The organism is Paramesorhizobium deserti, from assembly GCF_001558695.1.
GTDB lineage: Bacteria > Pseudomonadota > Alphaproteobacteria > Rhizobiales > Rhizobiaceae > Paramesorhizobium > Paramesorhizobium deserti.
Window position 1 is genome coordinate 333,574 of record NZ_LNTU01000023.1, and the last position, 24,465, is coordinate 358,038.

Here is a 24,465-nt window from a genome sequence, read left to right on the forward strand (position 1 = left end):
CACTCCAGATCGGTTCGTGAATCAGGACTTGAAAGAAAGTCAGCTTCATTCCATATGACATGACAAAACGCGACGGGCCAATGAAAGCCTGCCGCCGCGTGTCCATGACAATGTCCAGCTAGGCTTTGGACAATAGAGAAACCGGACGCTTCGGTCAATCGTTAACGACAAACGTTCCACCGAATAATTTCGTGAGGAAATTCAATTGTTTGCTTATAAGCAGCAATTGATTTCGATTTCACGAAGCGTTAAAGTTCGGTAACCATACTAGGAGATACCCCCATGCTGCGCGACGAGATCGCCCAGGCACTGACCACCGCTCTAAAGGCACAGGATAAACGCCGTATTTCGACGCTTCGCCTTATCATGGCGGCGTTGAAGGATCGCGACATCGCGCACCGCACCGCGGGCAAGGACCCGGTTTCGGACGACGAGTTGCGCGCCATTCTTGTCAAAATGATCAAGCAGCGCGAGGAATCGGCCAGAATCTATGAAGAGGGCAACCGTATCGAGCTGGCCGAGGGCGAGCGTGCGGAGATCGAGATCATCCGCAGCTTCCTGCCCGAGCAGCTTTGCGAAGCCGATTTGAAGAAAGTGTGCGCCCATGTCGTCGAGGAAGTCGGCGCCGGTGGCCTGCGCGATATGGGCAAATGCATGAATGCGCTGAAGGAACGCTTCCCCGGCAAAATGGACTTCAGCAAGGCGAGCGGCATCGTCAAGGAACTGCTTCAGTAGGGCAGGTTATAGATTTCGGAAGAATTCAACGGCGGCTTGGAGATGAGCCGCCGTTTGTTTTGGGAGGGGGGATGAGTCGCGATTTACGGGAGCGAATCCCTCTCAGCTCTGCGCCACTTTTAGCCTTGTGTCCCGGAGCAGGCCCTGTTCCTCGAGGACAGGATAGGCCATAGAGGCCAGGAGAGAATTGATCTGCTTCAAATCGCGGATCGTGTCGAGGTGGATCGTGCTCGTCTCGAGGCTGCGCGTGGTGCCCTGGCGCAATCGTGAGAAATGCTGCTGGCTGGTTTCCTTCTCCATGTCGCGCAGCCTGTCCTTCTCCTGCACGAGCTGACGGGCGGTGTGCTCGTCGCGCGAGATCAGCACGTTGAAGGCGAGATGGGCGTTGGCGAGCACGAGAGCGTGGAATTGCGAGAGCTCGCGCCAGCCTTCGTCGGTGAATTCGAGCTTGCGGTCCATCTTCTTCTGCGCATGGGCGAGCATGTTGCGCACGATGATGTCGCCGACCTGCTCCAGCTTGACGCAGGCGCCGAGCAGTTCCTGCGTGCGCAACGCCTCGTAGTCGGAGAGGTTTCTGGTGGCGAGGCGGGCGAGATAGAGCTTGATGTCGGCGTGGCGGCGGTCGACGAGATCGTCGAGAGCTGCCAGCTCCTTGATGCGGACCGGATCGGGTTTCTCATAGAGATCCATGATCCGCCGCAGCATGAGTTCCACGGTCTCACAGACTCGCACCACCTCGCGCGTTGCATTGGCGAGCGCCTGTGACGGCGTGTCGAGAACGCTCGGGTCGAGGGCGCTGACTTCTTCGGTCGCCAGCGGTTGCTGCGGCTGGGCTTTCGGCGCATTGAGATTGACCAGCGCCTCGGTGGCACGCAGCACCAATCCCGAAAGGGGGATGCCGGCCAAAAGGATGATAAGGTTGAACAGGATATGGGCGTGGACGATCTGGTCGACTGGATCGCTGCCGAGTAGGCTCACAGGCGGATGGAAAATCAGGAACAGCGTCAGGATGACGAGCGAGCCAGCGCCGCGCATCATGAGATTGCCGAGCGGCACGACACGGGTTTCGGGCGGCGCGTTGCGGGTCAGGATCGGCGCGATGATCGAGGAGCCCAGATTGACGCCCAGCACCATGACGAGGCCCAGTTCCGGCTGGATGAGGCCGCGCGAGGCGAAGCTGACGAGCAGGATGACGCCGGCGATGCTGGAATGGAACAGCCAGGTGATGAGGGCCGCCAGCAGATAGGCGGTAATGGGGTCGCTGGAGAGATAGCCGACGATGACAGGCAATATCTGGCTGTGGCGCAGCGGCTCGGTCGCCTGGCTCGTCATTTCGAGCGAGAGGATCAAAAGGCCGATGCCGACCAGGATCCGGCCGTTCTGACGCCAGTCGCGGCGCTCGGTGGTCATGAAGATGGTGGTGCCGGCGAGAATGCAGAGCGGCACGAGAAGCGTCAGGTCATAGCTTAGGATCTTGACGACCAACGCGGAGCCGACCTCGGCACCGCGAACGGCCATCAGCCCGGCGATGCCGCTGACGAAGCCGGAACCGACGAAAGAGCCGACGAGAAGCGTGACGGCGGTGGAGCTTTGCAGGGCGATGGCCATTGCCGTGCCAAAGCCGACGGCGAGCACCGGCCGCTTCATCACGCTGCGCAGGCGCCGACGCAGCCGGTCGCCATAAGTCCGTTCCACCCCCGTGCGCACCATGCGTGTCGCCCACAGGAGCAGGGCCACCGCTCCGGCCAGATGCAGCAAGACGACAGAACCGTTCACGAGATCACGTCCTTCGGGTAAGCGCCACGGATTGAAGCCGAAAGAGCATTCAAACTACCGTAGCGTAACATGAAAAAACTAACGTAACTTAACAGGATAAAATATGTTCCGGCTAAGCAGTTTCCACCAGCCAGCAGGCATTTTGAGGTATTTCCCTTACTTCCTGTTGGTCATGTGACAATTTTATGACGGATGGATGACAGAGGGTAGCGGGATCGCGCCGTCGGTGTCGCAATCAGGCCTTTTCAGGTATAGGCCGTTCGGCAGCTGGCGAGTTTCGCGTGGGGATAAACTGAACTCATCGTTTGGTGTGTGCTCGCGGTCTGGCCTATAATATAGGATGGCCCCGAGGCCAGAAGTTCTCCAGAGCGATTTGACAATGCGTTTTCCGCCTTCCTTTCTCGACGAGATACGAGACCGCGTGCCGATCTCGACGCTGATCGGAACGCGCGTTTCCTTCGACCGCAAGAAGACCAATGCGTCGAAAGGCGACTACTGGGCGTGCTGCCCGTTCCATGGCGAGAGGACGCCGAGCTTCCACTGCGAGGACCGCAAGGGGCGCTATCATTGCTTCGGCTGTGGCGTGACGGGAGATCATTTCAAGTTCCTCACCGAACTGGAGGGCTTGAGTTTCCCCGAGGCCGTGCAGCGCGTGGCCGACATGGCCGGCGTGCCGATGCCGGCGCGCGACCCGGAAGCGGAAAAGCGCGAGGCAGAGCGCGCGACGCTGCACGATGTGATGGATATGGCGGCGCGGTTCTTCGAGCAGCAATTGCAGTCAGCGGCGGGGGCGAAAGCGCGCGCTTACTTACGCGACCGGAGCCTGTCGTCGGCGACGCAGCAGGCGTTTCGCCTGGGCTATGCGCCGGAAAGCCGCAACGCGCTCAAGGAATATCTGGCCGGCAAGGGCGCAACGCGCGAGCAAATCGAGGCCTGCGGCCTCGTCTATCACGGCGAGGACATCGCGGTTTCCTATGATCGCTTCCGCGACCGCGTCATGTTTCCGATCGAGGATACGCGCGGGCGGGTCGTCGCCTTCGGCGGGCGGGCGCTGTCGCCGGATGCGCCCGCCAAATATCTGAACTCGCCGGAAACCGAGCTCTTCCACAAGGGACGGATGCTTTATAATGCGCTGCGTGCGCGCAAGGCCTGCCAGCCGCAGGGCGGCGAGCCGGCAAAGCCGGTCATCGCCGTCGAAGGCTATATGGATGTCATTGCCTTGGCGCAGGCGGGATTTGCGCATGTGGTGGCGCCGCTCGGCACGGCGCTGACCGAGGACCAGCTCGAACTCCTGTGGCGGATGAGCCCGGAGCCGGTGCTCTGCTTCGACGGCGACCAGGCGGGCATCCGCGCCGCTCACCGGGCTGTCGATCTGGGGCTGCCAGGCTTGAAGCCCGGCCGCTCGCTGCGCTTCGCGCTTCTGCCGGAGGGCAAGGATCCCGACGATCTCGTTAAGGCGGAGGGGAGCCAAGCTTTTCAGGCGGTGCTCAGGGATGCACGGCCGCTTGCCGACATGCTGTGGGCACGTGAGACGTCGGGCGGCGTGTTCGATACGCCTGAGCGGCGCGCGGAGCTCGAAGCGCGGCTGCGCGAGATAACGGCGCGCATCGGCGACGAGAATGTGCGGCGCCATTATGCGCAGGAGATGCGGGACCGGGCGCAGCAGTTCTTCGGCCAGGCGCGGCAGGGTGGCAACCGTCAGGGCAATAACCGCAATTTCGGGCAGGGCGGCTATGGCCAGCGGGGTAGAGGGGCGGCCGCCGGGCGGCTTGCCGTTTCCGAAAGCCTCGCCCGCTCGTCGCTCGTCAAAAGCGCTTCCTCCCCATCCATGCCGCCATTACGCGAGACGGCTATCCTGCTCATCCTCCTCAATCACCCGCGGCTGATCGACGAGGACTTCGAGGCGATGGCCGCGCTCGACCCCGAACATCCGCAGCTGCGCCGGCTGCATATGGCGATGCTGGACGCGATGGCGGAAGCGCATCTGCAGAGCGGCACGGAAATGCGCGAAGCGTTGCGCGCGGCCGGCCACGGCGAGCTGATCGAGACGCTGGAAGCGATCGTGCGACGTGCCCGCGTCTGGACGGCGACGGAAAGAGCGGCGGAAGAGGATGCGCGTGAAGCGTTGCGGCAGGCGGTTCACTTGCATCAGCGCGCAAGAATTCTACATAAAGAGCTCAGAGCGGTGGAAGCCGCGCTTATGGAAGATGAAACGGGCGAAGTTTTCGGACGTCTCATCGATATCCAGAACGAAATCCGCAAGGCGGAGGCAACTGAAGCATTGATCGAGGGATTTGGAATCCCGTCCGGACGTCCGGTCGGCGGGTTCTGATTCGCTGTGAATGCACAAAATGATTCGCTTTTTTGGAGCGAATCAGATGACTCGCTCTTGACGAGCGGCCGAAATGACGGAATCAGGACGATTTAATCATTGGGTAAAATGGAAAACCGGCAATGGCCCCGCGGTTTTTCCCGCGAAAATTGTCTGAAGGCAGGCGGTTCGCCACCTGGATACGAAAATCCTGCGGTGCCGAAAACAGGGTTAATCGGCTATTAACAGGAAACAGCTACCGCTGATCATCATGACGATGTGCGAAGCCCGATTGGCGAAGCCGTCCGCACTCTCTACCCCTTATAAGAAAAGCGACCGGGTCGCCTGGAGATAAATATATGGCAACGAAGGTAAAGGAAAACGAAGAAGCTGAAGTCGAGCGCGAAGGCGCAACCGATGGGCCGCTTCTCGACCTTTCTGACGACGCTGTCAAGAAGATGATAAAAGTCGCCAAGAAGCGCGGCTATGTCACGACGGACGAGCTCAACGCCGTCCTTCCTTCGGAGGAGGTGACGTCCGAGCAGATCGAGGACACGATGGCGATGCTTTCCGACATGGGCATCAATGTCGTTGAGGACGACGAGCAGGACGCCGATGCCGAAGAGGGCGACGGTGAAGAGGAAGCGGAAGGCGGCGAGCTGGTCGAGGCGACCGGTAATGCCGTCGCGACCACGACCAAGCGCGAGCCGACGGACCGCACCGACGATCCCGTGCGCATGTATCTGCGCGAGATGGGCTCGGTGGAACTTCTGTCGCGCGAAGGCGAGATCGCGATCGCCAAGCGCATCGAGGCCGGCCGCGAGACGATGATCGCCGGGCTTTGCGAAAGCCCGCTGACCTTCCAGGCGATCATCATCTGGCGCGACGAGCTGAACGATTCGAAGATCCTGCTGCGCGAGATCATCGACCTCGAAACCACCTATGCCGGCCCGGAAGCCAAGCAAGCGCCGGTCATCGAGCGGGTGGAGGAAGAGAAGCCACGCGCCGAGGAAAAGCCGCGCCGCGCATCGCGCGACGATGACGACATCACCAATGTCGGCGGCGAAACCGCGATCGAGGAAGATGACGAGGATGATGACGAGGCCAATCTGTCGCTGGCCGCGATGGAAGCCGAGCTGCGTCCGCAGGTCATGGAAACGCTCGACCTGATCGCCGACACCTACAAGAAGCTGAGGAAGCTGCAGGACCAGCAGGTGGAAAGCCACCTTGCCGATGCTGGCTCGCTTTCGTCGAGCCAGGAGCGCCGCTACAAGGAGCTGAAGGATCAGCTGATCTCGGCGGTCAAGTCGCTCTCGCTCAACCAGAATCGCATCGAGGCGCTGGTCGAACAGCTTTACGACATCAACAAGCGCCTTGTGCAGAACGAGGGCAAGCTTCTGCGTCTGGCCGAATCCTATGGCGTGCGCCGCGAGGAGTTCCTTAAGGAATATCAGGGCAGCGAGCTCAATCCGAACTGGATCGAAAAGGTCTCCACCCTACCGACGCGCGGCTGGAAGGAATTCTCCAAGAACGAAGCCAAGGCGATCAGCAATCTGCGCACCGAGATCCAGAACCTGGCGCAGGAGACGGCGATCTCGATCGGCGAGTTCCGCCGCATCGTCAACCAGGTGCAGAAGGGCGAGCGCGAAGCGGCCATCGCCAAGAAGGAGATGGTGGAGGCAAACCTGCGCCTCGTCATCTCGATCGCCAAGAAGTATACGAACCGAGGCCTGCAGTTCCTGGATCTGATCCAGGAAGGCAATATCGGCCTGATGAAGGCGGTGGACAAGTTCGAGTACCGCCGCGGCTACAAGTTCTCGACCTATGCGACCTGGTGGATCCGGCAGGCGATCACCCGCTCGATCGCCGATCAGGCCCGCACCATCCGCATTCCGGTGCACATGATCGAGACGATCAACAAGATCGTGCGCACCTCGCGCCAGATGCTGCATGAGATCGGTCGCGAGCCGACGCCGGAGGAACTGGCGGAAAAGCTCGCCATGCCGCTGGAAAAAGTGCGCAAGGTGCTGAAAATCGCCAAGGAGCCGATTTCGCTCGAAACGCCTGTGGGCGACGAGGAGGATTCGCATCTCGGCGATTTCATCGAGGACAAGAACGCGCTTCTGCCAATCGACGCGGCCATTCAGGCAAACTTGCGCGATACGACGACGCGGGTGCTGGCTTCGCTGACGCCGCGCGAGGAACGCGTGCTACGCATGCGCTTCGGCATCGGCATGAACACCGACCACACGCTCGAGGAAGTCGGCCAGCAGTTCTCGGTGACGCGCGAGCGTATCCGCCAGATCGAGGCGAAGGCGCTGCGCAAGCTCAAGCATCCGAGCCGTTCCAGAAAGCTGAGAAGCTTTCTGGATAGCTAAGGAACAGGCAAGCTGCGTTCGTTCCTCGACAGCTGATCGGCTCTCGCAGATATTGATGAAAAGGGTGGCTCGTGCCGCCCTTTTTCTTTTCTGATTGATGCTTTGCTTGCCTGTGTGCGGCGGCGGGATCATACTTGGAGAAGCATGGGGCGGGGCACCAAGGAGGTGTACCGTGACGACCTACATCATGCTTATCAACTGGACGGAACAGGGTGTGAAAAGCCTGCGTGAATCGCCGCGCCGGCTGGATACCGCAAAAAAGCAGCTCGAGGAGATGGGCGGCGCCATCAGGGCGTTCTATCTGACGATGGGCGAATGGGACATGGTGGCGATCTGCGAGGCGCCTGACGATGCGGTCGCGGCCCGGTTTGCGCTACAGCTCGGCTCGGCCGGCAATGTGCGAACGCGTACCCTCAAGGCATTCCCGGAAGCTGCCTATCGCGAGATCATCGCCTCGCTCGGCTGAAGGCGCACCGCCTCGACAGTGCCTGCCGAACCGGCTAGTTTCCCGGAAAATCGAAAGCGAGGTTGCATATGTCCTTTTTGAAACGTCTCTTCGGCGGTGGCGGCGGCAAAGCCGGTGAAGCGGCGGTGGAAGCCGCTGCCGGCAAGGAAGCCGAGCACAATGGCTTCCTGATCCGCGCCACGCCATACAATGAAGGCGGGCAATACCAGACCTGCGGCGTCATCACCAAGGAGGTGAACGGCGTGGTGAAGGAGCACAAGTTCATCCGGGCCGACAAGTTCGCCAGTCTCGACGATGCGATCAACGTCTCCCTTTCCAAGGGACGCCAGATCATCAACGAACAGGGCGAACGGATATTCGATTGAAGTGGTTCCTGTTTTGGGATCGCTTAATGCTGTGCCATTCTGCAGCGTCGAGACGGTGGAGAGGGTGAGGCATGGATTCCAGTGACAAGTACTGGAATGACGGGAGTTTGGGCCGTTGGCCCCCGGCCTTCAACCTTTGCGTTTATAGAACGGTTCCTGAAAGGGCGAAATCATCACCACCCCGTCATTCCAGTGCTTGTCACTGGAATCCATGCCTCAACGATGCCGCTATTACTACGGGGGAAGGATAGGGCTCGTTTCCATTGAAATCCTTCCATGGGACACAAAGCCAAAAATCTCACCGGCCTCTTGTCAGCCTGGAAATGCAGCATAGTATCCGTCTGTCCAAAGTAATAGTCTTATGTCTGTTATATTGGACATGTAATGCAGAATCCGAGCGCACAGGACGGGACCATGGCTGACATTTCTCTTTCCACTGCCGGTGAGGCGGCGATCGTCGACGATCGCATCCGCGGCTTTCCCGCCGGCCACGCGCCGCTGACGCTCGCCGAGATCGGCCACCAGGGATGGAAGCCTTATGACGGGGGGATGTCGCTGCCGTTGATCTCGCTCGACCGGGCCGCCTTCGCGGCGAATGCCGACCTGATGATGCGCTATGTCCGTGAGCACGGCATCGCGATCGCGCCGCATGCCAAGACGCCGATGTCGACGGCACTCGCTGGCCAGTTGCTGGAGGCGGGCGCCTGGGGCGTCACGGTTGCCGATATCCGGCAGGCGTCAGTCATGCTCAAAGCCGGCTTTCGGCGCCTGATCCTTGCCAATGAGATCGGCGGTCCGGCGGCGGGCAGGCGGCTGGCGTCATTGCTTACCGCCTATCCTGATGCGGAACTGCATATTTTTGCGGATTCGCCCGATATCGTTACTGGACTGGCCCAGGCATGGGCGGGACGCAGCGATCTGCCCGAGATCGGCATTCTCATCGAGCTTGGTGCCGCGCGTGGCGGCGCGCGGTCGCTTGATCAGGCGACGGCTGTCCTTGATGCAGTCCTTGCGGTGAAGGATGCGGCGATCCGGCTTTCCGGCATCGCAGCCTATGAGGGGGCAGCGGCGACGGCCGATCCCGTCGAAACCGTAACCCGTATCGCCGATCTTATGAAACTGACAGCGGATTTCTACCGCGCTGTCCGGGCTCGTGTCGGGGCCGATACGCCACTGATCGTCACCGCCGGCGGTTCGGTCTATTTCGACCTGGTGGTCGGGGCATTGCTGCTGGCCCTGAAAGACGATGCGCATGCCAGGCTGGTACTGCGCAGCGGCGCGATCTTCTTCCACGATCATGGCGTATACGAGCGGGGGCTCGCCGGCCTCGATGCCCGCTCGGGCTTCACCATCGGCGGCAGCGTGGTTTCGGCGGCCGAGAGCTTCCGTCCGGTGCTGAGGCTCTGGGCGGAGGTGCTTTCACGGCCCGAGCCAGGGCTTGCGATCTGCGGCATGGGGCTGCGCGACGTGGCCATGGACCAGGGACTCCCACGTCCGCTGGCGCTTTACCGGGGAGGGGAAAGGCTGGGCGCGCTTTCCGGCGCCGCAGTCACCAAGCTCAACGACCAGCACGCCTTCGTCAGCTTTGGAGAGGGGGCGGATGTGGCGGTGGGCGATGTGATGGAGTTCGGCATCTCCCATCCCTGCACCTGTCTTGACCGTTACGCGCTGATCTATGGTCTCGACGCGGCGCAGACGGTCATCGCCGTCTATCCGACCAGCTTCGGCTGATGGCGCGATGGCGCTTCTCCCCGGCGGGCGTCACCTGCTCGCCACTGGGGCGACCAGCGGCGTGATGCGGCGGATGGCGACGCGGCGGTTCTCCTGCTCGGGGCCTTGCGTGTTGATCTTCAGATAACGCTCGCCATAGCCCTGGGTGGACATGTTCTCCGGCGGTATCTCGAAGACATTGGTGAGCGCTTCGGCAACCGCCTCGGCGCGCCGGTCGGAAAGCACCAGATTGGCCCGGTCTGAGCCGACGGCATCGGTGTGGCCCTCGATGAGGAAGGTTTCGGCCGGGTTCTTCTTGAGGATCTCCAGCATGGCGTTGGCGACGTTTTCCATACGGGCGATCTGATCCTCGGCGATTTCGGCCGAGCCGAAGCCGAAGGTGATTGTATCGAGATCAATGCGGCGGAGCTTGTCGCGGAGGCGTGCCGAACGCTTGACCTCGTCAATCGAATAGGTCCGCTCCACCCGTTCGACGGGCGGCTGTGAGAGGAATGCATAGACCTCGTCCTCGGGCGCATCCGGATCGTCGAATATGTACTCCTCCTCGGGAATGGCCAGCCGCAGCGGCGGCAGGTCTTCTCCCGGATCGCGCCAGGCGATCCGTTCCTCGTGGTGGTCATCGGGCGTGTAGCTCAGCAATATTTCGTTGCCGTCCGGCATGATGCGCGAACGCTGGATGACATCGCCATAGCGGTTGCGGATGGTAACGATCTGGACACCGTTCGGCCGCACGATGGTTTCGCGGACGCGCTGGCGCGGCAGGTCCTCGTAATAAACCTCGCGCGCATCGCGCGACAGGCGGGGCCGGTCGGGGCTCTCGACATAGATGTTGTTGTTGATCTCGACCAGCGTGCGATCATCGGACTGCTGCAGGACCTGCACATCCCTCGGCCGCTCCCAGCGCGGAGCGCGCTCGACGCGCGTGCCTTCCTCTGCGCGAACCGATTCGACGCGGATGGGGTTTTCCAATCGCTGCGCCTCGGCATCATTCGCCGGCGGCGGTGCAGGCTGCTCGGCCTGATCTGCGGGCGCGGCTTCCTGTGCGCCTTCCGGCTGGGGTTGCGGGCGCCGCAGGGGCTGACCGTCTTCCGGAGAGGCGGGCGCCGCCTCCTTGGCACTGTCCAGCGCGGGCGCGGCGTTTTCGGGCTGCGGCGCGGCTTTCTCCGTTGCAGGGGGCGGGGCTGGTGGCTGTTCAGCTGTTATGCCATCGTCGGATTTGGGGACCGGCTGCTCCGCCTGATCGGAGGGCTGAGGAGGCGCGGCCTGCTCGTCCATGGGTGTAGCCTTTTCGGGCGCGGCGGGTTCGTCAGGCGCGGCCTGCCTGCGGTTCAGGGGCTGTTCCTCCTGAGCTGGTTGCTCAGGCGTTGCCTCTTCCGGGGCCTTCTGTGCGGGCGCGCGTTCGGGAACTGGTGCCGGCGCGAGTTGTTCCTCCTGCTCCTGTCTCAATGCCTTGTCGGCCTGCCGCTTCGCCTGTTCGGCGGCTTTCTCCGCTTCCTTCTCGGCCTCTCGCTGAGCAGCCCTGGTCTGCCGCTTCGCCTGCTCGGTCGCCTTCTCCTGGGTTCTTTCGGTTGCCCTGATTTCGGCGTCCGTTTCCTTCTTCGCTCTTTCCGCCCGCTTCTCAAGCTGAGACTCCGTCTTCCTCTGCTCTTCTTCGGTGATGCGCTTGGCCTTTTCGTCCTGCGCCCGCTTTTCGGCCTCCTCGACCTGTTTTGCGGCTTCACGGTCGGCTTGGCGCCGAGCCTCTTCCTCGACTTGCTTCTGGGTTTCGGCGGCTTCTTGCGCCGCCCTATCGGCTTCTCGCTTGGCGTCCTTTTCCGCCGCGCGCTGCTCCTTCAACTGCTGTTCGGCCTCCTCCTGCGCGGCGCGCTTTGCCGCCTCGGCTTCCTTTCCCTGTTGTCTGAACAGTTCTTCCGCCTGCGGATCGTCCGCGGCAGGCAATTCGCCTTCCTGCTGGGCCAGGAGGATATTGCTTCCCGTATCGTAGGACTGCGGGTGATGAAGCGACGCATTCGTTCCCGCGCCGGCGGGACCGGCGAGCAGCATGGCGGTCGAGGCGAGCAATAGGGCAGAACGTTTCATCGGGTTTTTCCTTGGACTTTTTCGGTTCTTGTTTTCGTTGAGCCAAGGCCTGACAAACGAATGGGACCGCACTTTGTTCCGTTTCGGACAGGGATGCGGCGTTGCCGTGCCGGCCGTTCAAATCTCTCCAATCGCTGAAACATCCGTTCATCCGCATGGCATCGTGACTGGACGAACGGGCCCCGCCGCTGTATCCCGCCCGGATGAAGCGACCATTTTGGCAGACGAAGACGCTGGAAGAACTCAACCGCAGGGAATGGGAAAGCCTTTGCGACGGTTGCGGCCGGTGCTGCCTGCACAAATTGCAGGACGAGGATACGGACGAAATCTACTGGACGAGCGTCGCCTGCACGCTGCTCGATGCGGATACGTGCCAATGCTCGGATTATCCCAACCGCAGGAAAAAGGTGCCGGACTGCGTGTTCCTGACGCCGGAGATCGTCGAGGAGGCCGACTGGCTACCCAAGACCTGCGCCTACCGGCTCGTGGCGGAGGGGCAGGACCTCTATTGGTGGCACCCGCTGGTGTCAGGCGATCCCAACACGGTGCATGAGGCCGGCATCTCGGTGCGCGGCAAGGTTACGGCCTTCGACCACGACATGGAATGCGATGACGATTATCTCGAACACATGACCGGAACCGGCTGATAGCGCTCGCCTTAATTCCGCGCCGAATGAATAGCAGATGAATGGCGGGTTGGCCGTTTATTCAGCTTTTGCGTGTTAGCAACACACCAGAGCTGGCAAACGGATGGCCAGCCGCCACTGAATATTGGAGGTAATTCCATGTCCCGCATTTCCTTGAAGCGTATTGTTCTGCCTGCCGTGATCGGCCTTGCCGCCGTGTTCTCGGCCGGGGCATCGGCCAATGCCGCGCCGCTTGCGCCCGCCGTTTCCGTCACCTCCGGCGTCCAGGGCCATGTGGTGCAGGTCGATCACCGCTACGGCCATCGCCATCATCGCCCGGTCGTCCGCCGCGCCTGCACGCCGAACCAGGCTGCGCGCAAGGCCGCCCGCATGGGCATCCGCAATCCGCGCGTCGTCGTGCGCCGTGATGTGGTGCGCGTCAATGGCTGGCGGCATGGCCGTCCGCGCAGCGTGCTCTTCGCCCGCGCTCGGGGATGCCCGGTTCTCCGCTAAAGGCAAAACCAGAGAAGCAAAAAGGGCGCCTCGCGGCGCCCTTTTCATTTCGGCCGATTACTGGTTGTTACTGCTTCAGCTCGAAGGTGACGTTGACCGTCACATTATAGGTGTTCTCGCCGGCCGCGACCGGCACCGCATCGGCGGCCTGCGCCTCGGCCATCATCATCTTGTTGCGGGCGAAGGGAACGGGTTGCGGGCGGAAGGACTGCTCACTGATCTCGACGACGCGGCCGAGGCCGACGCCGGCTGCGTCCGTCAGCGTCTTGGCCTTGGCGATGGCGTCGGCCATGGCACGCTTGCGCGCCTCGTTGATGGCGGCGGCGGGATTGTCGTTGACGAAACTCAGGTTCCCGCCCTGGTTGACGCCGAGCGACACCGACTGGTCGAGCACGGCGCCGACCTTGTCGAGATCGCGCACCCGCACGGTGAGCGTGTTGGTGACGGTATAGCCGGTGATCTTCGGCTCTTTCAGGCCGTTCTTGTCGTCGGGATAGACATAGCGCGGCTGGATGTTGACGCCGGAAGTCTGGAGATCGCGCTCCTCGATACCGGCCTCCTTCATGGCGGCGAGGACCTTGCCCATGGCCTCGTTGTTGGCGGTCATGGCGTCGCGGGCGGTCTCGGCCTCGCGCAAGACGCTGAGCGTCAGCACGGCCATGTCGGGCGCGGCGGTCGTCTCGCCTTCGCCGGTGACGACGATGCGCGGCACGGGCTTGGACATGTCATTCTCCTGAGCGTTGGCGGGAAGCGACGCAGCGCCGAGAAGGGCTGCGGCGAAAAGGGCAGGGCCGAAAAATGCCTGTGTTGCCTTAGTCATGAAGAAAGCTCCGATTCAAAAATGTCCCAACGATGCATCGCTGCCAAGCGAATATGTGCGTAATAGGGCAGGAGGCTTGTGAAAGCGAGATGTTTAGGCTAGGGCAGTGTTGCGTGGGGCCTGTAGCTCAATTGGTTAGAGCCGGCGGCTCATAACCGCTTGGTTGGGGGTTCGAGTCCCTCCGGGCCCACCATTTCGAAATTTCATCACAACGTCAATGGCTTAGCAATGCTGTCATGAAGATTGACGCTGCGACGGAAGCTTATTCGGGCTGGAACCGCGGTTTTTCATCCAACTGAAAATTTTAGGAGGCGTTTGCTTTTTGGGGGGCAGCATAAGGAGCATATTTCATGAAATCTTATTTGATTAATCTCGACCGATCGCAGGATCGGTTGAAGCTGATGACATATGCCTTCTCGTCGCTCGGAATCGCTTTTGAACGGGTGCCGGCAATCGATGGAGCCATACTTACTCCGGAATTGCTGAAGACCGTCTGTGCCAATCAATCCATGTCAGCGGGAAGCATCGCCTGTTTCCTAAGTCATCGTGAATGCTGGGATCGTATCGCGAACGGCGATGGCGATTATGGCGCGATTTTCGAAGACGACATCCATTTCTCGCCCGTTTCCAGGCAGTTTCTGGGTAACGATGACTGGATTCCTAGAGATGCAGATATCGTAAAACTTGAAAGTTTTAACCGCAAAACCCTGATCGCGAAGAAATCGCATGTCGAAATCGACGGCCATGGGGTCCGCCGACTGTATTCCATACACCTCGGGGCCAGTGGATATATTCTTTCAAAAGCATGCGCCAAACGTCTGCTCGCAGAAACGACGCCGATCACGACATCGATAGACCATGTCCTTTTCAATCCTCAACATGGGAAATTTCAGGCCATGGCGGTCTACCAGGTCGTGCCGAGCTTGTGTGTCCAGGATCAGTTTATTTCGCGTAGTTCCCTGGCTAACGCATTGAAAACCACGATCGAGCTTGCAATCCCCAAGCGCAAAGGCTGGTCGAAGTTGAGAAGGGAACTCGTGCGGCCTTTTGAGAAAATCGGAATTCTTGTGCGGGGATTGTGGATCAATCACTTCACGCAGAAGCAATGGGGCCGTATACCATTTTCCCTGCCCGAGGCCATGGCAAGGGCAGATGTGGAAGAATGATTGCCCGATGGCGACCAGTAGCCATTCGTGAGACCTGCCAGAGGTCGCCTTAAGCCACCCAGGAACCTTTCCTCCTTCCCCTCGTTCTGATCATATCCATCCATCCGCCCTTCATCCCATCAGGGGAGGCAGCAATGGTCATGACCACATGGCTCGGCGCCATGCTCTTCATCGTCGGCATCCTGTTCCTGGCGAAGGCAGCCATCGATCGCGGGCGGCTGAGCGATCCGCATGTCGGGCCCAGGGCAGGGCGCACGCTGGAGCCGCCGCGGCGCGGGCTGCGGTTCCTCGGACTCGCCGCGAACTGGCCGGGCATCGTCTTCACCGCCGCCGGCGCGCTCCTCATGCTGGCGGGCGCATTGATCGAATAGGTCGCCCATGTGCAGGGGCGGCCGCGCGCTGCAAGTGATGCGGCGCGGGAAATCCTCCGCTTTCTCTTGTTCGGCCGCTGCTTCCCCTCTAAATAGATCGATGACGGCTTCGTGAGGGAGGGCTTGCGCTGCCGCCGGCCCGGCCGAGGGCATCCCCGGGCGGCCAGATGCGGATCGTCATTTCTTTTCAGCGGATTACCATGGCCATCTTTCGCTATTTCATCTGGGCCTTTCTCTTCACGATCGTCGGGCTGGCGCTTGGGGGCTGGCTTGGTTATGCGACGACGGGCACTGTCCAGGGGGCCATTTCGGTCTTCTTCATCTGCCTGGTGCTCGGCATTCTGGAAATCTCGCTCTCCTTCGACAATGCCATCGTCAATGCGCGCATCCTGCGCGACATGACACCCCGATGGCAGCGGCGCTTCCTCACCTGGGGCATCATCATCGCCGTCTTCGGTATGCGGGTCATTTTTCCGCTCGCCGTCGTCGCCATCGCCGCCTGGATCGATCCGATCTCGGCGCTGCGCCTTGCCGTCTTCCAGCCGGCGGAATATGCGCGCCTCATCGGCGAGGCGCATACGGGGATCGCGGCCTTCGGCGGCACATTCCTCATGATGGTCGGGATGAAATATTTCTTCGATGTCGAGAAGGATGTGCACTGGATCAGGGCGCTGGAAAGCCGCCTGTCGAAATTCGCCTCCATACAGGGCGTGGAAATCGGCATCGTCCTGATCCTCATCCTGCTTTTCTCGGCGCGATTACCGGAGGCGGAGTCGGATGTCTTCATGACCGCGGCGATCTACGGGCTTCTGACCTTCCTCGCCGTGGAAGGGCTGGGCGAAGTGCTCGACGCCACGCAGGAGCAGATGGAGACCGTGCGCAAGGGCGGTCTCGGCGCGTTCATCTATCTCGAAGTGCTCGACGCCAGCTTCTCCTTCGACGGCGTGATCGGCGCCTTCGCGCTTTCCACCAATCTTTTCGTCATCGCCATTGGCCTCGGCATCGGCGCCTTCTATGTCCGCTCGCTGACGATCATGCTGGTCGACAAGCAGACGCTCGGCCAATACCGCTATCTCGAGCATGGCGCCTTCTATGCCATCCTGGTGCTTGCCGTGATCATGTACGCGCAGACCTTGATGCACATCCCCGAGGTCATCACGGGGCTGATTGGCGCGGGGCTGATCCTCTTCTCGTTCGTCTCGTCGCTGCGCTACAACAAGGCCAATCCCGGATGGCAGGAAAACGAGGGTGCGCACGGGCGGTAGGACCCGCCCGCGCCGGTTTCAGGCCACCTCCGCCGGAGCCCATCGGGCGCGGGTGAGCCAGCGCCAGAGGAGGAGTGCGGCCACAACAGCCAGGCCGAGGAACAGGCCAGTCCATATGCCCGCGCCGTCAAATCCCATCCCGAAGGCCAGATAGGTGCCGAGCGGCACGCCGACGCCCCAATAGCCGATCGCTGCATAGATCATCGGCATGGTGGTGTCGTGGAGGCCGCGCAGCATTCCGCTGCCGACGGCCTGGGCGCCGTCGGCGATCTGGAAAAGCGCGGCAAAGACCAGGAAGGTGACGGCGTGGACGACGACCTCCGCATTTTTCGGATCATCCAGATCGATGAAGGCGCTGATGAGAAGACGCGGCACGGATACCATCACAATGGCCGTCAGCGTCATGAAGCCGACGCCGAGCGCATAGGCGGTCCAGCCGGCGCGGCGGATGCCCTCCCTGTCGCGGGCGCCGAGGAAACGGCCGACGCGGATTGTCGCCGCCTGGCCGAAGCCGAGCGGCACCATGAATGTCAGCGAGCAGATCTGGATGGCGATGGCGTGAGCGGCGAGCGACGAGGCGTCGATCAGCCCCATCAGCAGGGCCGCGCCGTTGAAGATCGACACCTCGAAGACGACGATCGCCGCAATCGGCAGGCCGAGCCGCAGGATCTGGCGGAAGCGCGGCCAGTCGGAACGCCAGAACCGGCCGAAAAGCCGGTAGCGGCGGAACTGCCTTTCCCTCAGCACGACGATCACGAGGCCCAAAAACATCAGGCTGTTGGAAAGCGTGGTGGCCAGTCCCGAACCGACGACGCCGAGCGCCGGAAAGCCGAGGTTGCCGAACATCAGGCACCAGTTGGCGAGCGCGTTGAACGGCACGGCGAAGGCGACCACGATCATGGCCCAGCCCGGCCGCTCGAGGGCCGAGATGAAGGAGCGCAGGACGATATAGCCGTAGAAGGGCAGCAGGCTCCATTGCAGCGTGTGCATGTAGCGGCCGGCCTGATGCGCGAGTTCCGGCTTCTGTCCCATCATGAGCAGGATCGTTTCGGCATTCCACAGCATGAGCCAGAGCGGCACGGCGGTGATGAGAGCCACCCACAGGCCCTGGCGCACCGTGCGCCTGATCTCGCGCACGGAATGGCGGTTCGCCCCCAATTCCTTGGCGAGGATGGGCGAGGTGGCAAGGATCAGCCCCATGCCGAAGAACATCGGCGTGTAATAGAGGTTGGAGCCCAGCGCGCCCGCGGCGAGCGCATCCGGGCCGATCCAGCCCATCATCATGACGTCGGTCGCCGTCATCGCCGTCTGGGCGAGATTGGTCAGGATCATCGGCCAGGCGAGCGCCAGCATAATGCGCGCCTCCTGCCAGAAAGTGTCGATGCCGCGCAAACGCGCTTCGATGGTGGTGGTCATTGTAAACAAACCGGAAAAAATCCCGTGAAAACGGGAGAAATCATGATGCCTGCGGCGACGGTATTTCCGCAATCAGCGGTTGTTTCGCGAAAGCTGGAAAGCCGTCAGACGCCGGCGGTGTGAGAGAACTAGTGCGTTTTCAGGCGAGAACGACGCCTGCTTCCCGCATTCGGCCGGTCATCTCCGCCATCGACCCGGCGAGATCGATGCCGCGGCAGGCCTCGAGAAGCACCTTGACCGAAAAACCCTGCTCAACCGCGTCGAGCGCCGAATAGGCAACGCAGAAATCAGTGGCAAGTCCTGCCATGGTCAGATGCCGGATGCCGCGCTCGCGCAAGTACCCGCCGAGCCCGGTCGGGGTCGTGTGATCGTTCTCGAAGAAGGCCGAATAGCTGTCGATCGACGGGCGGAAGCCCTTGCGCACCACCAGTTCCGCCCTGGTCCACTCCAGCGCGGGGTGGAAATCGGCGCCGCGGCTTCCCTGGATGCAGTGGTCGGGCCAAAGCTTCTGCTCGCCATAGGGCATGTCCACCGTTTCGAACGGGCTCTTGCCGGGATGCGTGGAGGCGAAGCTGGAATGGCCGGTCGGATGCCAGTCCTGCGTCAGGATGACGTGTTCGGACGTCTGGATGCGGCGGTTCAGCTCCGGCACGATCTCGTCGCCGCCATCGACGGCCAGCGCGCCACCGGGGCAGAAATCATTCTGCACATCGATGATGATCAATGCTTCTTCCGCCATTCGAACCTCCTGCGACGCGTTTCCGGAGCGGTTCCGATTTCCAGAAGAAAACCGGAAAACCGTCTCATTTTTTAAACAAGCGCGGTTGGAACCGCGAACTTGCCGGTAATTTTTTCCGGAAAGAGGTGCGTCAGAAATGCCGTTTCGTCAACTGACAGAATGGTGTTCGGCTCAGATATCGATCTCTACCGGACCCACCGGGCGGGTGCAACAGGCGAGGATATAGCCTTCACCGATCTCGTCGTCGCGGATGCCGCCATTGTGGTTCATCACGGTTTCGCCGCCGCCGCATAAGACCTTGCAGGTGCCGCAGACGCCGAACTCGCAGGCGCTCGGGATCTTCAGTCCCGCGCTGCGGGCGGCCAGGAGAATGGTGTCGTCAAGGCCGCATTCCACCTCGACGCCGGACCGGGTGAACCGCACGGTGGCCGTCTGCGGCATTGCGCCGGGATCGTCGCCTGCGGGCGAGGTTGGCGTTACCACGGTTTCGGCCGCCGGCTGGAAGCTTTCCTGGTGGTAGCGCGCCATGTCGAAGCCCATCGCCTGCAGCGCCTCGCGCACGGCGCGCATGAAGGGTTCCGGCCCGCAGCAGAAGACGGTGCGGTCGTTGAAATCGGGCGCAAGCAGTTCCAGCCTCGTTCGGTCGATCCTGCCATGCAAGCCGCTCCAGGCATGGCGCGGAGAGGATTGTTCGGCGATGAAGGAAAGCTTCAGCGCCGCCATGCGGGCGGCGAGCAATCGCAGCTCGTCATGAAAGATGATCTCATCAGGACGGCGGGCGCAATTGATGAAGGCGATATCGGTCGCGGGCGCGCAGTCGTGCAGCCAGCGGGTCATCGACATCATAGGCGTGATGCCGGAACCGGCCGAGATGAAGAGGTATTTCCCGTCCGGGTGGCTCGCCAGGGAAAAATCCCCGGCCGGGCCGTAAGCCCTGATCCGCATGCCCGGCCGCAAATGGTCGAGCATCCAGCGCGTACCGACAGAGCCTTGCTGCGCCTTGACCGTCACCGCCAGCGAATAGGGGCGTGATGGCGTGGAGGAGAGGGTGTAGGTGCGCATCGCCGGTTCGGGCGAGACCGGCAGTTCCAGCGTGACGAACTGGCCGGGCGCGTAGCGGAACCAGTTCTGGTCGGGTGTGCGGAAGGAGAAGGTCATGACATCTGGCGCCTCCTCGACGGCGGCGATGCATTCGAGCATCTGCAGCTTGTCGTTCCAGGGCAGCATCTCGTCGAGGTGCCTTACGGTGTGAGGCGGCATGACACTCATGACCAGTCTTCCTTGATTTTAGCCTATGCGACCCGGCTGAGCGGTACAGCTTCGCCCTCCAGGCGGGGCGTGATGAAATTCGCGTACCACTCGACAAACTGCATCACGCCGCCCTCATGCTCGACCGAATAGGGGCCTGGCTGATAGACGGGCGATTTGATGCCGACGGCATTCTCCTCGACGATGCGGCGATCCTGGTCGTTGGTCTCGATCCAGACATGGGTCAGTTCGTGGAGGTCGTAGTCGACGCCCTCGACGGCATCCTTGTTGACCAGCCATTTGGTGGTGACCTGGGTTTCATCGGCGCTGATCGGCAGCACGCGGAAGGAGATCGCGTGGTCGCCGAGGACGTGGTTCCAGCTCGAGGGGTAGTGGAACAGGAGCATCGTGCCGATATGGCTTTCGGTGATGCTGGGGCTCAGAGGCTTCTTCACCGCGCGTTTTCCCGAAAGCGTGTAGCTCTCGGCGTCGCGCAGGAGCGGCACGCGGGTGATGCGGTACTGCCCGTCTGGCGCCATCCTGAAGGTGGAGGGCAGGCCGACCGCCTCGCATTTTCGCCACAGGGCGGTGATCTCGGGGTCGTCCATCAACCCCTGCACGCCTGATGCCGTCGGCGCCTCGGGATAGGTGCGGCAGAGCTCGGGATGGTTGGCCGCGCAATGATAGCATTCGCGATTGTTTTCCCAGACCAGCTTCCAGTTGCCCTTCTCAATGATGGTGCTCTCATAGGCCACCTTGGTTTCGCCAAGGCGATGCGGTGCAAGATAGGGCTCGATCGTGGCGCGCGTTGCCGCGAAATCCGGCGCCTCTTCCGCGATACAGATGAAGATATAACCGGCGACGCTCTCGCAATGGACCGGCTTCAGGCCGTATTGGGCCGGGTTGAAATCCGGGCCGACCTGGCGAGCGAAGAGCAGTCGGCCGTCGAGCTCATAGGTCCACTGGTGATAGGGGCAGACGAGTTTCGCCGCTGTTCCCCTTTCGGCCGAACAGATGCGCGAGCCGCGGTGACGGCAGGAATTGTGGAAGGCGCGGATGCCGCCTTGCGCGTCGCGCACCACCACCACGGGATAGGCGCCGATCTGCACCGTCAGATAGCTGCCGGTCTTCGGCAATTCGCAATCATGGCCGACGAAAAGCCATTCGCGATAGAAGATGTGCTCCAGATCCAGCTTGAAATAATCGGGATCGGTGTAGAACTTCTGCTCCAGGCTGAAATTGGCATTGCGCCCCTTCAGATATCCCAGCATTTCACTACGAACGTCCATGCCTTGCCTCGCTCAGCCAATGTTGGATCTGGTAACCGGGCGAGGGGGAGAAGAGGCCAGGGACGGCGCACGGCCCCGGTCGAGGACGTGACGTGCACGGGACTCCGCTTGACCGCCCGCCGCGATCAGTCGAATTTGTCCTTCAGGCTGGTTTCCGGGCTTCGGAGCGATCCTTGCGGATGATTGCGGCACCTTCCCAGGCTTAACGCCCAGTGGTCTTATCGCCGCGTTCCAACTCCATTACCGTTGCGGGGGCAGCATCGGTTTCCCACCGATTTCCCAATTATCGCCATCCCTAGAATGGCAGCACCTGAACGCCATGATCTAACCAGCGGGCGGTTCGTCGCGCTCATGCAGAAACGACATCGGCTTCACGCAAAGACGACACGGTTCACGAATAAGGGAATGTGGCATTCGTCACACTTTTAGGATTGTCATCGGGGTGGGAAGACGGCTACCACACCGTATCCCGCGTTATGGTTCCCGCATGGGAGGAAAAACTTCATGCAACGCTCAGAAATCAACGAAATCATTCGTGAAAGCGACGCCTTCATCCGCTCCTTCGGCTATGTGATGCCGCCTTTCGCCTACTGGTCGCCGGAGGAGATGAAGACGCGCACGACAAGCGACGCGTCGGCGATCCGCGATGCGCGACTCGGCTGGGACATCACCGATTACGGCCAGGGCAAGTTCGCCGATCTCGGGCTGTTCCTCTTCACCACGCGCAACGGTAATGCCGAGGACCTGAAGAAGGGCACCGGCATGCTCTATGCCGAGAAGATCATGATCTCGCGCAAGGACCAGCTTTCGCCGATGCATCGCCATATCGTGAAGGCGGAGGACATCATCAATCGCGGCGGCGCAACGCTGACGCTCGAGCTTTTCAATTCGCTGCCAGACGGCAGCGTGGACGAAGAGAGCGACGTGACGGTCGCCAGCGACGGTCGTCTTGTCACGCTGAAGGCGGGCGGGCTCCTGAAGTTGAAGCCGGGCGAGAGCGTCACGCTGCTGCCGGGCAACTGGCATGCATTCTGGGGCGAGGGTGGCGACGTGCTGATCGGCGAGGTATCCACCGTCAACGATGATCTGACGGACAATATCTTCCGCGAGAAGATCGGCCGCTTCTCGACGGTCGAGGAGGATGTGGCGCCGCTTCATCTCCTGGTGTCCGACTATGACAAATGGCTCGCCTGACCGGTTGGCGAATGTCTGGAAAGCCGGAATATGCGGCCGGCTTTCTTCGTGCTTGAGGAAACGCGAAAGGAATTGAAATGGGATGGGAACCGCGTGCCGATCGATACGACACGATGAAATACAATCGCTGCGGACGCAGCGGCCTGCATCTGCCGGCGATCTCGCTGGGCCTGTGGCACAATTTCGGCGATGATACGCCGCATGCGACGAAGCAGACGCTCTGCCGCACGGCTTTCGATCTCGGCATCAATCATTTCGACCTCGCCAACAATTACGGTCCGCCTCCGGGTTCGGCAGAGATCGCCTTCGGCCGCATCCTGCGCGAGGATTTCCACAGGCTTCGCGATGAGCTGATCATCTCGTCGAAGGCGGGTTACCGCATGTGGCCAGGCCCTCATGGCGAATGGGGCAGCCGCAAATATCTGATCGCAAGCTGCGACCAGAGCCTGAAGCGGCTTGGGCTGGATTATGTCGACATCTTCTATTCGCACCGCTTCGATCCGGAGACGCCGCTGGAGGAGACCATGCAGGCGCTCGACCACATCGTGCGCTCGGGCCGGGCGCTCTATGTCGGCATTTCCTCCTACAATTCGAAGCGCACGCGCGAGGCCATGGCGATTCTGGAGGAACTCGGCACGCCTTGCGTGATCCACCAGCCTAGCTACTCCATGATCAATCGCTGGATCGAGGAGGATGGTCTGGTCGACACGCTCGAGGAACTCGGCATCGGCTCCATCGCGTTCACACCGCTGGCGCAGGGCATGCTGACATCGAAATATCTCAAGGGAATTCCTGAGGAGAGCCGTGCGGCACAGGGCAAGTCGCTGAGGACCGAGTTCATCAACGAGGCGACGATCGCGCGTATTCGCGGGCTCAACGATATCGCGGCCAGGCGCGGGCAGACGCTGGCGCAGATGGCGCTCGCCTGGGTGCTGCGCGGCGGGCGCGTCACCTCCGCCCTGATCGGAGCCAGCCGCCCCGAACAGATAGCCGATTGCGTCAAGGCGCTGGAAAAACCTGATTTCACCGAGGCAGAACTGCGCGAGATCGACAAATTTGCCCAGGATGCCGACGTCAACCTTTGGGCAGCTTCAGCCGAGCGGCCGGGACCCGAGCGGAAGCATTGAACAGGCTTTAGCCCGCCGCGGATCGCCGGCGGGCGAGGGGGCATTCTGAACCGTTATTGCGGTGGAGAGGTTGAGGAATGGATTCCAGTGACAAGCACTGGAATGACGGAAGATTGGCTGTTGAGCGACAATCTTCAACCTCTTTGCCTGCAAAACGGTTCTTGATGTGGCGCGGCGACAGCTTCTGGACAAATTTGCATTAGCTTCTGGACAGCAAAACTAGATGCGAGGAAACCCCGCCACAAAGGCAGCGGGGTTCGTTTCAATGAGACGCTAGATGCAGTGACAAGTGCCGTTTGCGCAGATCCCGCCCAAATAGCCATTTTCGATGCAGTAGGATGCGCATGACACCGAGTTGCAAGCTGCAGCAACCGGCCCCGCGCCGATCAACAGCGCGAACGCTGCGATAGTCAATTTCCGGCGCAGCGAAGTGGCCCTGAAGGCATCGGCAAGTTTCGGCAGTGTGGTCATTGCAAGCATGGTATCCCTCCGTGACAGCGGGGCTCGGTTTCAGCTAACGGCTAGAAGCAGTGGCAAGCGCCGTCAGCGCCGCAGGTCCCGTCTAAATAGCCTCTTTGGATGCAAGTGGCGATGCAAGTCACCGGGTTGCAGGCTGCAGCAACCGGCCCCGCGCCCATCAGCAGCGCGAACGCTGCGATAGTCAATTTCCGGCGCAGCGAGGTGGCCCTGAAGGCATCGGCAAGTTTCGGCAGTGTGGTCATTGCAAGCATGGTTTCCCTCCAAATGTTGAAGCGCCGGCCCATGGGCGTGGCGCGGGTGATCCCCCTTCTTTGCGGCCGGTGCCGGCAGGCCGGCACGGGCGACACCTCGCGGCCGGGAAGACCGGCAG

General features: G+C 61.5%; 22 protein-coding genes, 1 tRNA gene and 1 riboswitch. Of the genes, 14 read left to right on the forward strand and 9 right to left on the reverse strand.

Going from position 1 to position 24,465, the window contains the following annotated elements; translation table 11 throughout:
* The first annotated feature begins 282 nt into the window (after positions 1 to 282).
* A complete protein-coding gene (locus ATN84_RS14505; RefSeq protein WP_068882335.1) occupies positions 283 to 735 on the forward strand; it encodes a GatB/YqeY domain-containing protein in 453 nt (150 codons plus the stop codon).
* A 102-nt stretch (positions 736 to 837) separates the two neighbouring features.
* Here ATN84_RS14505 and ATN84_RS14510 read toward each other — a convergent pair whose 3' ends face one another.
* Positions 838 to 2,511: a Na/Pi cotransporter family protein gene (locus ATN84_RS14510; protein WP_068882336.1), complete on the reverse strand. Its 1,674-nt coding sequence runs from the start codon at positions 2,509 to 2,511 to the stop codon at positions 838 to 840.
* 379 nt (positions 2,512 to 2,890) lie between these two features.
* Here ATN84_RS14510 and dnaG point away from each other — a divergent pair, with 379 nt between their 5' ends.
* From dnaG to ATN84_RS14535, 5 genes are all read left to right on the forward strand, one after another.
* Positions 2,891 to 4,843, forward strand: a complete 1,953-nt coding sequence (gene dnaG / locus ATN84_RS14515) for a DNA primase (RefSeq protein WP_068882337.1) — start codon at positions 2,891 to 2,893, stop codon at positions 4,841 to 4,843.
* Positions 4,844 to 5,181: 338 nt separating this feature from the next.
* On the forward strand, positions 5,182 to 7,200 hold the full coding sequence (gene rpoD / locus ATN84_RS14520) for an RNA polymerase sigma factor RpoD (protein WP_068882338.1): 2,019 nt from the start codon (positions 5,182 to 5,184) through the stop codon (positions 7,198 to 7,200).
* A gap of 172 nt (positions 7,201 to 7,372) precedes the next feature.
* Complete coding sequence (locus ATN84_RS14525) at positions 7,373 to 7,666, forward strand: GYD domain-containing protein (protein ID WP_068882339.1); 294 nt, start codon at positions 7,373 to 7,375, stop codon at positions 7,664 to 7,666.
* A 68-nt stretch (positions 7,667 to 7,734) separates the two neighbouring features.
* Positions 7,735 to 8,031 (forward strand): HlyU family transcriptional regulator, encoded by a 297-nt coding sequence (locus ATN84_RS14530; RefSeq protein WP_068882340.1) that lies wholly within the window; start codon positions 7,735 to 7,737, stop codon positions 8,029 to 8,031.
* A gap of 414 nt (positions 8,032 to 8,445) precedes the next feature.
* Positions 8,446 to 9,762, forward strand: a complete 1,317-nt coding sequence (locus ATN84_RS14535; RefSeq protein ID WP_068882676.1) for an alanine racemase — start codon at positions 8,446 to 8,448, stop codon at positions 9,760 to 9,762.
* A 30-nt stretch (positions 9,763 to 9,792) separates the two neighbouring features.
* On the opposite strand, the gene ATN84_RS14540 is transcribed toward ATN84_RS14535, so the two are convergent.
* Positions 9,793 to 11,841, reverse strand: coding sequence for an OmpA family protein (locus ATN84_RS14540; RefSeq protein WP_244491093.1), 2,049 nt, complete (start codon positions 11,839 to 11,841; stop codon positions 9,793 to 9,795).
* Positions 11,842 to 12,044: 203 nt separating this feature from the next.
* Here ATN84_RS14540 and ATN84_RS14545 point away from each other — a divergent pair, with 203 nt between their 5' ends.
* Together ATN84_RS14545 and ATN84_RS14550 are read left to right on the forward strand one after the other, a co-directional pair.
* Positions 12,045 to 12,488 (forward strand): YcgN family cysteine cluster protein, encoded by a 444-nt coding sequence (locus ATN84_RS14545; protein ID WP_068882341.1) that lies wholly within the window; start codon positions 12,045 to 12,047, stop codon positions 12,486 to 12,488.
* A gap of 138 nt (positions 12,489 to 12,626) precedes the next feature.
* Entirely contained in the window at positions 12,627 to 12,980 is a 354-nt protein-coding gene (locus tag ATN84_RS14550) for a hypothetical protein (protein WP_068882342.1), read from the forward strand.
* Between the two features lie 67 nt (positions 12,981 to 13,047).
* Here the strand turns inward: ATN84_RS14550 and ATN84_RS14555 are convergent, their stop codons facing one another.
* Positions 13,048 to 13,800 carry an SIMPL domain-containing protein gene (locus ATN84_RS14555; RefSeq protein WP_068882343.1) on the reverse strand — a complete coding sequence of 251 codons (753 nt, stop codon included), beginning with the start codon at positions 13,798 to 13,800 and terminating at the stop codon, positions 13,048 to 13,050.
* 116 nt (positions 13,801 to 13,916) lie between these two features.
* Here ATN84_RS14555 and ATN84_RS14560 point away from each other — a divergent pair.
* From ATN84_RS14560 to ATN84_RS14575, 4 genes are all read left to right on the forward strand, one after another.
* Positions 13,917 to 13,993: transfer RNA gene (locus ATN84_RS14560), tRNA-Ile, on the forward strand.
* 157 nt (positions 13,994 to 14,150) lie between these two features.
* Positions 14,151 to 14,966 carry a glycosyltransferase family 25 protein gene (locus tag ATN84_RS14565; RefSeq protein WP_068882344.1) on the forward strand — a complete coding sequence of 272 codons (816 nt, stop codon included), beginning with the start codon at positions 14,151 to 14,153 and terminating at the stop codon, positions 14,964 to 14,966.
* Between the two features lie 134 nt (positions 14,967 to 15,100).
* Positions 15,101 to 15,337: a hypothetical protein gene (locus ATN84_RS14570; protein WP_244491094.1), complete on the forward strand. Its 237-nt coding sequence runs from the start codon at positions 15,101 to 15,103 to the stop codon at positions 15,335 to 15,337.
* 200 nt (positions 15,338 to 15,537) lie between these two features.
* Positions 15,538 to 16,602: a DUF475 domain-containing protein gene (locus tag ATN84_RS14575; RefSeq protein ID WP_068882679.1), complete on the forward strand. Its 1,065-nt coding sequence runs from the start codon at positions 15,538 to 15,540 to the stop codon at positions 16,600 to 16,602.
* 18 nt (positions 16,603 to 16,620) lie between these two features.
* Here the strand turns inward: ATN84_RS14575 and ATN84_RS14580 are convergent, their stop codons facing one another.
* From ATN84_RS14580 to ATN84_RS14595, 4 genes are all read right to left on the reverse strand, one after another.
* On the reverse strand, positions 16,621 to 18,018 hold the full coding sequence (locus tag ATN84_RS14580; RefSeq protein WP_068882345.1) for an MATE family efflux transporter: 1,398 nt from the start codon (positions 18,016 to 18,018) through the stop codon (positions 16,621 to 16,623).
* Between the two features lie 139 nt (positions 18,019 to 18,157).
* Positions 18,158 to 18,757: a bifunctional nicotinamidase/pyrazinamidase gene (pncA, locus tag ATN84_RS14585; RefSeq protein WP_068882346.1), complete on the reverse strand. Its 600-nt coding sequence runs from the start codon at positions 18,755 to 18,757 to the stop codon at positions 18,158 to 18,160.
* Between the two features lie 171 nt (positions 18,758 to 18,928).
* Positions 18,929 to 20,017 (reverse strand): FAD-binding oxidoreductase, encoded by a 1,089-nt coding sequence (locus ATN84_RS14590; RefSeq protein WP_068882680.1) that lies wholly within the window; start codon positions 20,015 to 20,017, stop codon positions 18,929 to 18,931.
* Positions 20,018 to 20,049: 32 nt separating this feature from the next.
* Entirely contained in the window at positions 20,050 to 21,294 is a 1,245-nt protein-coding gene (locus ATN84_RS14595) for an aromatic ring-hydroxylating oxygenase subunit alpha (RefSeq protein ID WP_068882347.1), read from the reverse strand.
* A gap of 128 nt (positions 21,295 to 21,422) precedes the next feature.
* A riboswitch (cobalamin riboswitch) is annotated at positions 21,423 to 21,623 on the reverse strand.
* A gap of 175 nt (positions 21,624 to 21,798) precedes the next feature.
* Here ATN84_RS14595 and ATN84_RS14600 point away from each other — a divergent pair.
* Together ATN84_RS14600 and mgrA are read left to right on the forward strand one after the other, a co-directional pair.
* On the forward strand, positions 21,799 to 22,488 hold the full coding sequence (locus ATN84_RS14600; RefSeq protein WP_068882348.1) for a D-lyxose/D-mannose family sugar isomerase: 690 nt from the start codon (positions 21,799 to 21,801) through the stop codon (positions 22,486 to 22,488).
* A 77-nt stretch (positions 22,489 to 22,565) separates the two neighbouring features.
* Positions 22,566 to 23,615, forward strand: a complete 1,050-nt coding sequence (gene mgrA / locus ATN84_RS14605) for an L-glyceraldehyde 3-phosphate reductase (protein WP_068882349.1) — start codon at positions 22,566 to 22,568, stop codon at positions 23,613 to 23,615.
* Between the two features lie 273 nt (positions 23,616 to 23,888).
* On the opposite strand, the gene ATN84_RS14610 is transcribed toward mgrA, so the two are convergent.
* Both ATN84_RS14610 and ATN84_RS14615 read right to left on the reverse strand, forming a co-directional pair.
* Positions 23,889 to 24,095 carry a hypothetical protein gene (locus tag ATN84_RS14610; protein ID WP_068882350.1) on the reverse strand — a complete coding sequence of 69 codons (207 nt, stop codon included), beginning with the start codon at positions 24,093 to 24,095 and terminating at the stop codon, positions 23,889 to 23,891.
* 41 nt (positions 24,096 to 24,136) lie between these two features.
* Positions 24,137 to 24,346 (reverse strand): hypothetical protein, encoded by a 210-nt coding sequence (locus ATN84_RS14615; RefSeq protein WP_153020249.1) that lies wholly within the window; start codon positions 24,344 to 24,346, stop codon positions 24,137 to 24,139.
* Positions 24,347 to 24,465 lie beyond the last annotated feature (119 nt).

Coding starts and splice junctions, on each gene's coding strand:
- ATN84_RS14610 (WP_068882350.1), bottom strand. CDS start 24,095: ATGCTTGCAATGACCACACTGCCGAAACTTGCCGATGCCTTCAGGGCC.
- ATN84_RS14535 (WP_068882676.1), top strand. CDS start 8,446: ATGGCTGACATTTCTCTTTCCACTGCCGGTGAGGCGGCGATCGTCGAC.
- ATN84_RS14615 (WP_153020249.1), bottom strand. CDS start 24,346: ATGCTTGCAATGACCACACTGCCGAAACTTGCCGATGCCTTCAGGGCC.
- ATN84_RS14550 (WP_068882342.1), top strand. CDS start 12,627: ATGTCCCGCATTTCCTTGAAGCGTATTGTTCTGCCTGCCGTGATCGGC.
- ATN84_RS14580 (WP_068882345.1), bottom strand. CDS start 18,018: ATGACCACCACCATCGAAGCGCGTTTGCGCGGCATCGACACTTTCTGG.
- ATN84_RS14565 (WP_068882344.1), top strand. CDS start 14,151: ATGAAATCTTATTTGATTAATCTCGACCGATCGCAGGATCGGTTGAAG.
- rpoD (WP_068882338.1), top strand. CDS start 5,182: ATGGCAACGAAGGTAAAGGAAAACGAAGAAGCTGAAGTCGAGCGCGAA.
- ATN84_RS14575 (WP_068882679.1), top strand. CDS start 15,538: ATGGCCATCTTTCGCTATTTCATCTGGGCCTTTCTCTTCACGATCGTC.
- ATN84_RS14530 (WP_068882340.1), top strand. CDS start 7,735: ATGTCCTTTTTGAAACGTCTCTTCGGCGGTGGCGGCGGCAAAGCCGGT.
- mgrA (WP_068882349.1), top strand. CDS start 22,566: ATGGGATGGGAACCGCGTGCCGATCGATACGACACGATGAAATACAAT.
- ATN84_RS14505 (WP_068882335.1), top strand. CDS start 283: ATGCTGCGCGACGAGATCGCCCAGGCACTGACCACCGCTCTAAAGGCA.
- ATN84_RS14545 (WP_068882341.1), top strand. CDS start 12,045: ATGAAGCGACCATTTTGGCAGACGAAGACGCTGGAAGAACTCAACCGC.
- pncA (WP_068882346.1), bottom strand. CDS start 18,757: ATGGCGGAAGAAGCATTGATCATCATCGATGTGCAGAATGATTTCTGC.
- ATN84_RS14595 (WP_068882347.1), bottom strand. CDS start 21,294: ATGGACGTTCGTAGTGAAATGCTGGGATATCTGAAGGGGCGCAATGCC.
- ATN84_RS14540 (WP_244491093.1), bottom strand. CDS start 11,841: ATGAAACGTTCTGCCCTATTGCTCGCCTCGACCGCCATGCTGCTCGCC.
- ATN84_RS14555 (WP_068882343.1), bottom strand. CDS start 13,800: ATGACTAAGGCAACACAGGCATTTTTCGGCCCTGCCCTTTTCGCCGCA.
- ATN84_RS14590 (WP_068882680.1), bottom strand. CDS start 20,017: ATGCCGCCTCACACCGTAAGGCACCTCGACGAGATGCTGCCCTGGAAC.
- ATN84_RS14570 (WP_244491094.1), top strand. CDS start 15,101: ATGGTCATGACCACATGGCTCGGCGCCATGCTCTTCATCGTCGGCATC.
- ATN84_RS14600 (WP_068882348.1), top strand. CDS start 21,799: ATGCAACGCTCAGAAATCAACGAAATCATTCGTGAAAGCGACGCCTTC.
- dnaG (WP_068882337.1), top strand. CDS start 2,891: ATGCGTTTTCCGCCTTCCTTTCTCGACGAGATACGAGACCGCGTGCCG.